The following is a 12,684-nucleotide window of genomic DNA, read 5'->3' on the forward strand; positions in this document are numbered from 1 at the left end:
TCGGCGTCTGATTCCCAGTCAGAGGGGGTTGCCTTCCCGGCCGTTGGGCCGTTCCGGCGTCTCAAACCTTAGCGGATTCGCTCGGCGATTCCCAATCGGGCCGCCCAGTCCCAAAGCGAATTGAATTCGGGCATGCCGAAATCGACCCGTTCGGGAGATCGTGCTGATGGTTTGGGTTGCCGCCGATGCGGCGGAGGTGCTGTCGCAGAACCGTTACGGTCCCGTGGCAACCCGAAGAACCTTACGGATCCCTCAGAGGCTTGTCAAGCACCTCATGTCAAGATCTTTTCTTCTCCGCCTCAGTTCAGGTCGGTGAGGCGTCCTCCCGCGTCCGGCTGGGCGTGTTCCACCCTACGCAGGAGGCGGGTGAGGACGTCGCCCAGGGCGGTGCGCTCCGCTGCGGACAGGTCCTGGAGGAGGTCCTCCTCGAAGACCGTGGCCATGCGCATCGCCTCGAGCCACTTCTCGCGTCCTTCCGCCGTCAGCTCCACGATGACGCGCACGCGGTTGGACTCGTCGCGCTCCCGGGTCACCAGGCCCTCGGTGACCATGCGGTCGATCCGGTGGGTCATGGCGGCCGGCGTGAGGCCGAGGCGCTTGGCCAGGTCGCTCGGGCCCAGGCGGTAGGGGGCGCCGGACAGGACCAGGGCCTTCAGTACTTCCCACTCGGCGCTGCTGATGCCGAGCGCTGAGGTCTGACGGCCGTAGGCGACGTTCATACGGCGGTTGAGCCGGGAGAGTGCCGAGACGATCTGCTCGACCTGGGGGTCCAGGTCGCGGAACTCTCGCTGGTACGCGGCGATCTGCTCTTCGAGCGTCGGCTCGGTGACGCCGGGGGTCTCGGCCATGGGCGCAGTATCGCACGCAGCTCCTTTGCCTTGAAGTCCTTCTCTGTGTACTCTTTAGCTTCGAACTTTAGCTTTGAAGTCTTCACTCCTAACTAGTGAGAGAGGTGAACGTGACCAGGGCGATGGGCGCAGCGATGTGCCGGATCCACGTGGGCAACGCACTCAGCGCGTTCGGGCTCGGTTTCACCGTCCCCTACCTGTACGTCTACGTGGCGCAGGTGCGGGGGCTCGGAGCCATGACGGCGGGGCTCGTCCTTGCCGTCTTCGCCGTGGCGGCACTGGTCGTGCTGCCCTTCGCCGGGCGCGCCATCGTCCGGCGCGGTCCGCTGCCGGTGCTGCTCGCCGCCCTTGTCACCGCCGCCGTCGGGGCGCTGAGCCTGGGGCTGGCGGGCAGTGCGACGGCCGTGCTCCTCGCGGCGTCGGCGCTCGGCGCCGGTCAGGCCGTGATGCAGCCCGCGCTCGCGACGATGATCGTGGACTGCTCCACGACCGACACGCGCTCGCGCGCCTTCGCCATGCAGTTCTTCCTGCAGAACCTCGGCCTGGGTGTCGGTGGCCTCATCGGCGGTCATCTCGTCGACACTACGCGCGTAGACTCCTTTACTCTGCTGTTCGCGATCGAGGCGGCGATGTTCCTGCTGCTGGTGGGCGTGATGGCGACGGTGCGGATGCCGCGCTCCCCGCGTATCGACCGGGCGCCGACCGGGTCGGCGAAGGGGAACTGGAAGCAGCTGCTCGGCAATCGGGCCATGGTGCAGCTGTGCGTGCTGGGCTTCGTGCTGTTCTTCGCCTGCTACGGCCAGTTCGAGTCGGGGCTGAGCGCCTACGGCGTCGAGGCCGCCGGGATCTCCACGTCCGCGCTGGGTACGGCGCTGGCCGCCAACACGCTGATGATCGTCGTCGCGCAGTTCGCCGTGCTGAAGTTCGTCGAGCGGCGCCGGCGGTCCCGGGTGATCGCCGCTGTCGGGTTGATCTGGGCCGTGGCGTGGGTCGCGGCCGGGTATGCCGGGCTCGGGCACGGCAGCCGGGAGATGGCGACGGCGGCGTTCGTGTCGACGTACGCGCTCTTCGGGCTCGGTGAGGCGATGCTGTCGCCCACGGTCGCCCCGCTGGTCGCCGATCTCGCGCCGAGCGGGCTCGCCGGGCAGTACAACTCCGTCTTCGCCCTGGTCAAGCAGCTGGCACTGGCCGTCGGACCGGCGGTCGGCGGGCCGCTGGGGGCCTCGCTGCACGCGCCGTACATCGTGACCTTCCTGCTGTTCTCGCTCGCGATCACCGTCCTCGCCGTACGGCTGGGGCGGCAGCTGACCGCCGTACAGGATCAGCCGTGGCTGGGGCGCAGCCGGGTGGTCGCTCGTGGTGGGGCTGCCGAGCCGGTGGGCGCGGAGGCGTAGCCCCCCGGTCGACCGCCGGTCAGCCGGTGGTTTTCGGCAGGACGAACTCGCACCAGACCGACTTCCCTCCACCCGGCGTTCGCCGTGATCCCCAGTTCGAGGCGATGGTGGCGACGATCGCGATGCCCCGGCCGGATTCGTCGACGGGCTCAGCCTGGCGCCGGCGGGGGAGGTGGTCGTCGCCGTCGGTGACCTCGATGATCAGGCGGCGGTCGGTGCGGCGCAGGCGCAGCCGCATCGGAGGGGTGCCGTGCTGGAGGGAGTTGGCGACCAGTTCGCTGGCCGCGAGGACGCCCAGGTCGTGCAGGTCGGCCGGGAACCGCCAGCTCGTCAGGACACCGGAGGCGAAGGCACGCGCGCGTGGAGCCGCTTCTACGCCGCCGAGCAACTCCAGGGCGGCGTTGCGGAACAGGTCGCTGTCCGGGCCGGTGCGGGCCGGGTGCTGCAGGACGAGGACGGCCACGTCGTCGTCGTGGTCGGCGGTGACTCCCGCCGAACGGACCAGACGGTCGCAGACGACCTGGGGCGTGCCCGTCGCGCCGGACAGGGCGCGCTCCAGGGCGGCGATGCCCTCGTCCAGGTCCTCGTTCCTGCGTTCCACCAGGCCGTCCGTGTAGAGGACGGCGGTGGCGCCGGGGCCCAGCGGGACCGTGCCCGAGCTGTGCATCCAGCCGCCCGTGCCGAGCGGTGGCCCGGTGGGCTCGTCGGCGCGCAGGACGGTGCCGCTCTCGTCGCGCACCAGGATCGGCAGATGGCCCGCGGAGGCGTACACCAGGCGGCCCTCGTTCGGGTCGTGGATGGCGTAGACGCAGGTGGCGATCTGGTTGGCGTCGATCTCGGCGGCGAGGCCGTCGAGGAGCTGCAGGACCTCGTGCGGCGGGAGGTCGAGGCGGGCGTAGGCGCGGACGGCTGTGCGGAGCTGGCCCATGACGGCAGCGGCGCGTACGCCTCTGCCCATCACGTCGCCGATGACCAGGGCCGTGCGGCCGCCGCCGAGGGTGATGACGTCGTACCAGTCGCCGCCGACCGCCGCCTCGGTGCCGCCGGGCTGGTAGGTGGCCGCGATGCGCAGGTCGTCCGGCTCCTCCAGCTCCTGCGGGAGCAGCGAGCGCTGGAGCGTGACCGCGGTCTCGCGCTGGCGGCGCTCGCTGGCGCGCAGGCGTTCGGCGGCTTCGGCGTGGTCGGTGACGTCGGTGGCGAAGACCAGCACACCGGTGTCGTCGCCTTCGGTGACCGGGGTGCAGGTGAAGGTGTAGTAGCGGCCGTCGGGGGCTCTGCGGGACTTCAGGGTGCGGGGCCGGCTGCTGCGCAGGACCTGGTCGAGGAGGGGCAGCAGGCCCAGTTCGTCGAGTTCCGGGAGGGCTTCGCGGACCGGCTCGCCCAGGGGGCGTACGCCGAAGGACGCGACGTAGGCGTCGTTGACGTAGCCGACGCGGTGGTCGGGGCCGTGGACCAGGGCGACGAGGGCGGGGACGCGGTCGAGGACCGCCCGGACGGGCAGCTCGTCGACGGCGGGCACGGGCGCGTGCTCGTCGGTGAGCTGTTCGGCGCGGGCCGCGGGGACGGAGCTCGCGGTCTCGGCCGGCCGGTCGGGGACGGCCGCGTGGTCGGTCCGCCCCGCTGTGCGGCGCTGCGTTCCGGGGAGCCGGGCGCTCCAGCGCGTGAAGTTCACGAATCCTTGCCTCGTGTCGTCGTCTTCGGCGTCTTGGGCCGGCTCCGGACCCGGCCGGAGGGCTGGGGGGTGACGCCCCCGGGATGCAGCACGGTGACAGAAGCCTCTTGGGTGCGGGGACGAGCGGCTGCTCGCCCTGGGAGCGGGGATCAGTCTGGCAGTGTGGCCTACCGGGGCGACATCCGTGAGACGCCGATGAGGCCCGTGGAGTTCCTGGGTCCGGTCAGGACGACCCCTTCGGGTCGCCGAAAGGGTCGGTAGGAGGCTTTCCACCGGCCGCGAGTTCGAACTCCGCACGGGGATGTTCGAGTGAACCGAGGGAGACGATCTCCCGCTTGAAGAGGCCCGACAGCGTCCATTCGGCCAGTACGCGGGCCTTGCGGTTGTAGGTGGGCACCCTGCTGAGGTGGTAGACGCGGTGCATGAACCACGCAGGGTAGCCCTTCAGCTTCCGCCCGTAGACGTGGGCGACGCCCTTGTGCAGGCCCAGGGAGGCGACCGAGCCGACGTACTTGTGGGCGTACGTCTCCAGCGGTTCGCCGCGCAGCGCGTGCGCGATGTTGTCTCCGAGGACCTTGGCCTGGCGGACCGCGTGCTGGGCGTTGGGGGCCGTCGTCGCACCGGGTTCGTCCGCGGTGACGTCGGGGACGGCGGCCGCGTCTCCTGCCGCCCACGCGTGCGTGGCGCCGTCGACGGTCAGCTGGGGAGTGCATTTCAGCCGTCCCCGGTCGTTGACCGGGAGGTCGGTCGCGGCGACGAGCGGATGGGGTTTCACGCCGGCCGTCCAGACGACCGTACGGGTCGGGAAGCGTGCGCCGTCGCTGAGCTGGGCGACCCGGTCCACGCAGGAGTCCAGGCGGGTGTGCAGGCGTACGTCGATGTTGCGCCGGCGCAGCTCGGTGACCGTGTACCGGCCCATCTCCTCGCCGACCTCGGGCAGGATGCGGTCCGAGGCCTCCACGAGGATCCACTTCATGTCCTCGGGCTGGATGTTGTGGTAGTAGCGGGCGGCGTAGCGGGCCATGTCCTCGAGTTCGCCGAGCGCCTCGACCCCGGCGAAGCCGCCGCCGACGAAGACGAAGGTGAGCGCCGCGTCGCGGATCTCGGGGTCGCGGGTGGAGGAGGCGATGTCCATCTGCTCGATGACGTGGTTGCGCAGGCCGATGGCCTCCTCGACCGACTTGAAGCCGATGCCGTGGTCGGCGAGGCCGGGGATGGGCAGAGTGCGCGAGATAGAGCCGGGCGCGAGGACGAGTTCGTCGTACGTCAGTGGTTCCGTGCCCGCTCCCTCCTCCTCGGTGGCGAGGGTGCTGAGGGTGGCGGTGCGCTTGGCGTGGTCGATCGACCGGACCTCGCCGACGACGATCCGGCACGCGTCCAGGACCCGGCGCAGCGGCACGACGACGTGGCGCGGGGAGATGGCACCGGCGGCCGCTTCGGGAAGGAACGGCTGATAGGTCATGTACGGGTCGGGGGTGACGACCGTGATCTCGGCCTCGCCCCGCGCCAGTTCCTGTTTCAGCTTTCGCTGCAGGCGCAGGGCCGTGTACATCCCGACGTAGCCGCCGCCGACAACGAGAATGCGCGCACGTTCCTTCACCATCCCATGACGCACCCAGCGCTTGAGTTTGTCCACAGCCTCGACAATTTGTGTGACCGCAGGCCCAGGACGCTCAGGGTTGGCCGAATTGCCCGAGTGCTCGGAAGGACTGCAGGTCAGCGGGTGTGCGCCCGGTGACCTTGAGGGGCGCAATCGGGACGTATGCGGCCCGTGCTCCGATCGGGGGGCGCTCCGTGCGGAACCTGCCCCTTCTGAATTGACCCCCGCTCAACTATGTTCGTGTGTCGACGGGGTGTAGGGGGATGCGCTCAGTGCTCATCGGGCCCGCGACGGGCGGACCGGTGAACCGGGGCGGTTTTCCGCGCTCCGGCTACCGATGGCGGGGAGAGTCTCCGGGGGGAGACGTCATTACCGGGGGATCACTTATGCATGTTCAGGACTCTCATTGGTCGTCCGCGTCCGCGCTGACAACGGGCGGCATGGTGAACGCGGCGGCGAGCAACGGACGCGGGGACAGCTCGCGTACGACGCCGCTGCGTGTGGACGCACAGCGCAATCTGGAGCACGTCCTGCGCGCGGCGCGGGAGGTGTTCGGCGAGCTGGGGTACGGCGCGCCGATGGAGGACGTGGCGCGGCGGGCCCGCGTGGGCGTGGGCACCGTGTACCGGCGGTTCCCGAGCAAGGACGTCCTGGTGCGGCGGATAGCCGAGGAGGAGACCTCGCGGCTGACCGACCAGGCCCGGGCGGCCCTCGGCCAGGAGGACGAACCCTGGTCGGCGCTCTCGCGCTTCCTGCGGACGTCCGTGGCCTCGGGCGCGGGGCGGCTGCTGCCGCCGCAGGTGCTGAGGGTCTCGGTCACCGACGACGGCGCCGAGCGGTCCGACGGCCTGGTGTTCGACGAGGCCCGGGTGCCGCAGCAGCGCACCCAGCCGGGCTCCGGGGAGCTGCGGCTGGTGTCCGAGGGGGCCTCGCCGCTTCCGGCGGACGACGACACGGGCGCCGCGGCGCTGCTCGAGGTCGTGGGCCAGCTCGTGGAGCGGGCGCGCGCGGCCGGCGAACTGCGGGCCGACGTGTCGGTGTCGGACGTACTCCTGGTCATCGCCACGGCGGCACCCTCGCTGCCCGACGCGGCCCAGCAGGCGGCGGCCTCCGCACGGCTGCTGGACATCCTGCTGGAGGGGCTGCGTTCACGACCGGTGTGACGCGGTCTGCTCGGCCGGCTCTGGTTCGGCGCCGGGGGTGAACTGATGCGGGACGGCGATGACCTGGCGCCGGGGATGAGCTGATGCGGGCACGGGGACGACCTGGCGCCCGGGGTGAGCCGATGCGAGACGGCGATGACCTGGTGCCGGGGGCGGCTGACGCCCAGGCTGCGGCTGACGTCTGGGAGACGATTGACGCTTGGGGGACGACCAACGCCCGTGGGTCGACGACGACCGGCAGGGACGCCCGGGGCGACCAACGCCCAGGGGCGGCCCGGAGCCTGGAATGCCGCGTAGCCGAGCACCTTCCGGACATTTCCGGTTCGTCGCTCAACTCCCGCCTGCAGAACGTCAATTGAGCCTTCCCCGAACGGGGGACGCTAGTACTACGGCACGACAAGTCCCCACGGACGAGTGGATGGTCCGCACTGCGGGGTCCTGAACAAAAGCCAATATGGCACTCTGACTCGGTGTTCGGGACTGGTTGGTCAAGCGGCGGCAGGGGCTTTCCGCGATGAGCTTTGACGGGCGGGACGGTTCGCCGGGCGACGGTGACGCGGAGGCCGACGGCCCGCCGCAGGTGCCGAGTCAGGGCGGCCGAGCAGGCACGCCGCGGGGCGGTGACCCCGCGGAGACCGTCATTCCCCCGCAAGGCGGCGTGCCCATCGAATCCGTCGGACCCTTCGAACCCGTGGGGCCCGTCGACTCGGTGGGCCCCGGCGACTCCGCGGAGGGCGTCGTCCCGGCGCAGCGCGACCGGCACGAGGACGGGGTGCTGCCCCCGCCGAGGGACATGCCGCCGTCCGACGCCGATCTGATCGTGCGGATGCGTTCGGGCGACGACACCGCGTACGAGGAGCTGTACCGGCGCCACGCGGACGCCGTGCGCCGGTACGCCCGTACCTGCTGCCGTGACGCCCACACCGCGGACGACCTCACGGCCGAGGTCTTCGCCCGCATGCTCCAGGCGGTGCGCGGCGGGCACGGCCCCGAACACGCCGTACGCGCCTACCTGCTCACCAGCATCCGGCGCGTGGCCGCGAACTGGACCAAGTCCGCCAGGCGCGAGCAACTGGTCGACGACTTCGCGCTGTTCGCCGCGCAGTCCGCACGCTCCTCCGAGGTCGCCGACGACGACACGCTCGACCTCGGCGCCGATGTGCGCGCGATGCACGAGGCCGAGCAGTCCATGGCCATGCAGGCCTTCAGATCGCTGCCGGAACGCTGGCAGGCCGTGCTGTGGCACACCGAGGTCGAGGACGAGTCGCCCAGCGAGGTCGCCACGCTCTTCGGGCTGGACGCCAACGGCACGCGCGTGCTCGCCAGCCGCGCCCGCGAGGGCCTCAAGCAGGCCTACCTCCAGGCCCATGTCAGCGCCTCGCTCGCGAGCGACGAGGAGTGCGCCCGCCATGCCGACCGGCTCGGCGCCTACGCCCGCGGCGGCCTGCGCACACGGGCCGAGCGGGGGCTGCGCAAGCACCTGGAGGAGTGCGCCAAGTGCCGGCTGGCCGCGGGCCAGATCAAGGAAGTCGCCGGCGGTATCCCCGCGGTCGTGCCGGTCGCGGTCATCGGCTGGTTCGGCGCCGCCGGGTACGCCAAGGTCGCCGCGCTCATCGCCGGTGGCACCGGAGCCGGTGCGGCGGGCGCGGCGGGAGCGGCCGCGGCGGCGAGCGGCGGCTCGTCAGGGAGTACGGGCGCCGGTGGCGCGGCGGCCTCCGAGGGGCTGGGCGCGCCCGTGAAGGTCGGCCTCGCCGCCACCGCGGTCGCCGTCGCGGCGGGCGTGGCACTGGCCCTCGCGCTGTCCGGCAGCCACGCCCCCGCCAAGAAGGAGGACGCCAAACCGCCCGTCTCCGTACCGTCCGTGCGCCCCAACCCGTCGACGCCCACGCCCGAGAAGAAGAGCCCCGAGCCGAAGCCACCCGTCGTACCGGCGAAGGCCCCCGAGCCCACACCGACCCCGACCCCCACGCCGACTCCCAAGCCGAAGCCCACCCCCACACCGACGCCCGCTCCCGACCCGAAGCCCACCCCCACGCCGACCCCGACTCCCCCGCCCCCTCCCGCCGTCTACCAGTGGAGCGAGCTGGCGTACGACGTCAGCGGCGACGGCACCAGGCCCGAGATGCGGCTCGGCGAGAGCAGCTGGGTCTGGCAGCGGTACGGCATGTCGATCGGCGGCACGCAGTACGCGCACGGCGTCACCGTGCACGGCGACTCCTCCGTGACCATCGACCTCAACCGCACCTGCACCGCCTACGACGCCATGGTCGGCGTCGACGACATGACCCTGGGGCTCGGCAAGGTCTCCTTCTCCGTCTACGCCGACGGCGTCCCGCTGTGGCGGTCCGGGCCGGTACGCGGCGGAGAGTCGGCGGTCCCGGTGCATGTGAACCTCGCCGGCCACCACACCGTACGGCTGGCGGTCCGCCCGGACAGCAGCTTCGACAGCCTGACGGTCGCGGACTGGGCCGAGTCGAAGTTCACCTGCTCATAGGCCGGGTGCGGCTGCTCACAGGCCGGGTGCGGCTGCTCATAGGCCGGGTGCGGCTGCTGGTAGGCCGGTTCACGGGCGCTGTCCGGCCGGGTGCCTGCGCATGGCCTCGTCGAGTTCGGCGAGGACGTCCCCAACGGTGAAGAGGGCGCCCCGGGCGACCTCGGCGGCGCACTTCTCGGTGCTCAGCGCGGCGCGGGCCGCGTTCTCGACGCGCTCGGCCTCGGCCCGCTCCGGCATGGGGCGCGGTGTGCCGTCGCGCAGCTGCTCCGCGGCGGCGAGCAGGCGGAGCACGCACGGGTGCTCGCCGAGATCGGAGAGCAGAATCGCCGTGTAGTCCACGAGAGCCGCTGTGATGACGTCGGCGCACCGGAGGTCCACCGCCTCGCGGATGGTGCGCACCAGTTTCGGCAGGCCGCGTACCGGGCCGGTCTCGGCGACCGTCACCCTGGCCTCGATCGCGCTCAGCATCACCCTGAACTGGGGCGGCGGCGTGCCGCGTCCGGTCTCCACGCGGGCCGCGTCGACCATCTCCCGCGCGCGGAGGGTGTCCTTCACGTCCAGCGCCATCTGGGCGCGCATCAGCAGCAGGAACGCCCGAGTGTCCGGCACCCCGTAGCGCTCGCCGGCCGTGGCGGCGTCGTCGAGCCCGCGCAGGGCGGCCGCACGGTCGCCCGCGCGGTAGGCGATCTCGGCCAGCCGGGCCACCAGGAACGGCGTCTCGGCGTACGCGCCCACCTCGTAGGCGAGCCGCAGCGCCTCCTCGTACTCGCCCTTGGCCTCGTCCAGGCGGCTTCGGGCCATCGCCGCCTCGCCGGCCGCGCTGCACACCTGGGCGCGCATCCAGCGGTCGCCGACGCGCCGGCTCACCACCCTGAGCTCGGCCAGGTCCTCGTCGATGCCCTTCATGCCGCCCGCCGAGTCGACGGCCATGTGCGTGCGGAACATCAGGGCCACGCCGATCGCCCACTCATCGCCGTACTCGCGGCAGTTGGCGACGGTCTCGTCCAGGGCGTCACGGGCGTCGGCCGGGCTGCCCAGGACGAGCGTGGCCAGCGGCCAGGCGATGCCCGGGAGCCGGGCCGCCTGCGGACCGCCCCGCCCGAAGTGGTCCCGCAGCCGGGTGACGTACTCACGCGGCCGGTCCGCCAGAGTCCCGTCCATGCGCTCGGTGTCCGACCTCAGGAAGAGGTGCAGCATCCGCAGATTCATCCGGAGGGTGTGCTGCGGGTGGTCCACCTCACCGCGCGGGGCGGCCAGGAAGCACTCCATGGGGTCGGTGGGGTCGACGGCGGCTACGGGGGCTACGGGCTTTGCGGCGTCCACCGCGTCCACGCCGTCCACGGCGTCCACGGCGTCCACGGCGTCCACGGCGTCCACGGCGTCCACGGCGTCCACGGCGTCCAGCGCTGCGCCCAGGCGCAGGGTGCGGTCCAGCCAGTCGATGCACTCCTGGCGGTAGTTGCGCAGCCAGCAGAACCAGCCCATGTTCAGGGCGAGGGAGTCGGCCTCCTCCTCGGCGCCGTCGGCGAGGGCGCGGTGGAGGGCGGCGCGGATGTTGTCCAGCTCGGTCTCCAGGCGGGAGATCCAGGGGAGTTGGTCCGCGGAGCGCAGCAGCGGCTCGGCCTTCTCCACCAGGGCGCGCACCCACGCGCGGTGCCTGCGCTCGGCCTCGGCGCGCAGTTCGGGGACCTCGGCGGCGCGCTCCGTGGCGTACTCGTGGATGGTCTCCAGCATGCGGTACCGCATACCGCCGCCGCAGTCCTCGTCCGGGGTGGCCACGATCAGGGACTTGTCCACGAGCGCACCGACGAGGTCGGCCGCGGGACCCGTGCACACGGCCTCCGCCGCCGTGAGGTCCCAGCCGCCGGCGAAGACGGAGACCTCGCGCAGCACCGTGCGCTCGCGCTCGTCGAGCAGGTCCCAGGACCAGTCGACGACCGCGCGCAGGGTCTGCTGGCGGGGCAGGACCGTACGGCTGCCGGAGGTGAGCAGCCGGAAGCGGTCGTCGAGCCGGTCCGCGATCTGCCGGGGGGTGAGCAGCCTCAGCCGGGCCGCGGCCAGCTCGATGGCGAGCGGCAGCCCGTCCAGGCGGCGGCAGATCTCGTCCACCGCCTCCCCGTCGCGGAGCACTGCGGCCGCGTCGGGACGGACGGCCGATGCGCGCTCCTCGAAGAGGCGGCGCGCCTGGTCGGGGACGAGCGGTTCGACCGGGCGCACCGATTCGCCGGGGACGCCCAGCGGTTCACGGCTGGTGGCGAGGATCGTGAGTCCCGGGCAGCGGGTGAGCAGCGTCTCGGCGAGGGTGGCCGCCGCTTCGATGACATGTTCGCAGTTGTCAAGGATCAGGAGCTCGCTGCGCGCGGCGCAGTGCTCGACGAGCAGGGCGACCGGGTCGTCCTGCGGGGCCGTCAGCTCGGTGGTCATCAGCACGGTCTCGCGCAGACCGAGCGCACTGACCACCGCGCCCGGCACCGCTTCCGGCCGGTCGAGCGGCGCCAGCTCGACCAGCCACGCCTGCGGAAGCCCGGCGGCGGCCTCCTCGGCGAGGCGGGTCTTTCCGGAGCCGCCGGGGCCGGTGAGCGTGACGAGTCGTGCCCTGTGCAATTCGGAACGGATGGCGTCCAGCTCGGGTTCCCGGCCCACGAAAGAGGTAAGTCGGCGACGGAGGTTGCCGGTTCGGGCCGGCGGCTCGGGAGGCGTGGTGGGGAATTCGGCAGGCGCGGTGGGGGATTCGGGAGTGGCGTATGTGGCGTCTGTGGCGTCTGTGGCGTCCGGCGAGGTGAGCAGTTCCGTGTGCAGGGCGCGCAGTTGGGGGCCCGGGTCGGCGCCCAGCTCATCGGCAAGGGCGCGGCGGGCCGTCTCGTACGCGGCGAGGGCGTCGGCCGTGCGGCCCGTGTCGCGCAGGGCGCGGATGAGGAGGGCGCGCAGCAGTTCGTCGTACGGGTGCGCCTCGGTGAGTTCCTGCAGGTGCGCTACGACGGCCTGGGCGCGGCCGAGGCGCAGGTCCGCGTCGATGCGGGCGCGGGTCGCCTCCAGGTGCAGGGCGGCCGGGCGGGTGGCGGCGACGGCATCGGGGAGGTCGGCGAGGGCGGGGCCGCGGTACAGGGCGAGCGCCTCGGACAGCGTGGCCGCGGCGGTGTGCGGGTCGCCCTGGTCCAGTTCCGTCGTGCCCTGCCGGACCAGCCGTTCGAAGACGAACAGGTCCACGTCGTCCTCGGCCGCTTCGAGGCGGTAGCCGCCGGGGGCGGAGGTGATCGTGTCCTTGCCCAGGGCGCGGCGCAGGCGGCCGATGAGGGCCTGGAGGGCGGCGGGGGCGTCGTGCGGCGGGGTGTCCGACCAGACCTCGTCGATGAGGGTGTCGGGAGTGGTGACGCGGCCGGGGCGCAGGGCCAGGGCGGTCAGGAGGGTGCGGAGGCGGGGGCCGGGAATGGGTACGGCGGTGCCGTGGTCGTCCTCGGCCTGGGTGACGCCCAGGATTTTGTACCGCACCGGGTCATTGTCGCCGGGGCGCCT

The 12,684-nt window shown here is 72.3% G+C and carries 7 protein-coding genes; 3 read left to right on the top strand and 4 right to left on the bottom strand.

Features of this window, described 5'->3' with window-relative positions; translation table 11 throughout:
* Positions 1 to 299 precede the first annotated feature (299 nt).
* Complete coding sequence (locus JYK17_RS30820) at positions 300 to 848, bottom strand: MarR family winged helix-turn-helix transcriptional regulator (RefSeq protein WP_222811643.1); 549 nt, start codon at positions 846 to 848, stop codon at positions 300 to 302.
* Between the two features lie 110 nt (positions 849 to 958).
* On the opposite strand from JYK17_RS30820, the gene JYK17_RS30825 reads away from it, so the two are divergent.
* Positions 959 to 2,242 (top strand): MFS transporter, encoded by a 1,284-nt coding sequence (locus JYK17_RS30825; RefSeq protein WP_308011720.1) that lies wholly within the window; start codon positions 959 to 961, stop codon positions 2,240 to 2,242.
* A 19-nt stretch (positions 2,243 to 2,261) separates the two neighbouring features.
* On the opposite strand, the gene JYK17_RS30830 is transcribed toward JYK17_RS30825, so the two are convergent.
* Positions 2,262 to 3,914 carry an ATP-binding SpoIIE family protein phosphatase gene (locus JYK17_RS30830; RefSeq protein WP_108015734.1) on the bottom strand — a complete coding sequence of 551 codons (1,653 nt, stop codon included), beginning with the start codon at positions 3,912 to 3,914 and terminating at the stop codon, positions 2,262 to 2,264.
* 223 nt (positions 3,915 to 4,137) lie between these two features.
* Positions 4,138 to 5,517, bottom strand: coding sequence for an NAD(P)/FAD-dependent oxidoreductase (locus JYK17_RS30835; RefSeq protein ID WP_222811644.1), 1,380 nt, complete (start codon positions 5,515 to 5,517; stop codon positions 4,138 to 4,140).
* A 383-nt stretch (positions 5,518 to 5,900) separates the two neighbouring features.
* On the opposite strand from JYK17_RS30835, the gene JYK17_RS30840 reads away from it, so the two are divergent.
* Both JYK17_RS30840 and JYK17_RS30845 read left to right on the top strand, forming a co-directional pair.
* Positions 5,901 to 6,677 carry a TetR/AcrR family transcriptional regulator gene (locus JYK17_RS30840; protein ID WP_222811645.1) on the top strand — a complete coding sequence of 259 codons (777 nt, stop codon included), beginning with the start codon at positions 5,901 to 5,903 and terminating at the stop codon, positions 6,675 to 6,677.
* A 514-nt stretch (positions 6,678 to 7,191) separates the two neighbouring features.
* Entirely contained in the window at positions 7,192 to 9,171 is a 1,980-nt protein-coding gene (locus JYK17_RS30845; protein WP_128802311.1) for a sigma-70 family RNA polymerase sigma factor, read from the top strand.
* A 69-nt stretch (positions 9,172 to 9,240) separates the two neighbouring features.
* On the opposite strand, the gene JYK17_RS30850 is transcribed toward JYK17_RS30845, so the two are convergent.
* Positions 9,241 to 12,660: an AfsR/SARP family transcriptional regulator gene (locus JYK17_RS30850; protein ID WP_222811646.1), complete on the bottom strand. Its 3,420-nt coding sequence runs from the start codon at positions 12,658 to 12,660 to the stop codon at positions 9,241 to 9,243.
* Between the last annotated feature and the right edge of the window lie 24 nt (positions 12,661 to 12,684).

It is taken from the genome of Streptomyces plumbidurans, assembly GCF_019857225.1.
In the GTDB taxonomy this organism is placed as follows: Bacteria; Actinomycetota; Actinomycetes; order Streptomycetales; family Streptomycetaceae; genus Streptomyces; species Streptomyces plumbidurans.

Excerpts from the sequence above, each read along its gene's own strand:
- JYK17_RS30820 (WP_222811643.1), bottom strand. The coding sequence starts at position 848 with ATGGCCGAGACCCCCGGCGTCACCGAGCCGACGCTCGAAGAGCAGATC.
- JYK17_RS30835 (WP_222811644.1), bottom strand. The coding sequence starts at position 5,517 with ATGGTGAAGGAACGTGCGCGCATTCTCGTTGTCGGCGGCGGCTACGTC.
- JYK17_RS30840 (WP_222811645.1), top strand. The coding sequence starts at position 5,901 with ATGCATGTTCAGGACTCTCATTGGTCGTCCGCGTCCGCGCTGACAACG.
- JYK17_RS30845 (WP_128802311.1), top strand. The coding sequence starts at position 7,192 with ATGAGCTTTGACGGGCGGGACGGTTCGCCGGGCGACGGTGACGCGGAG.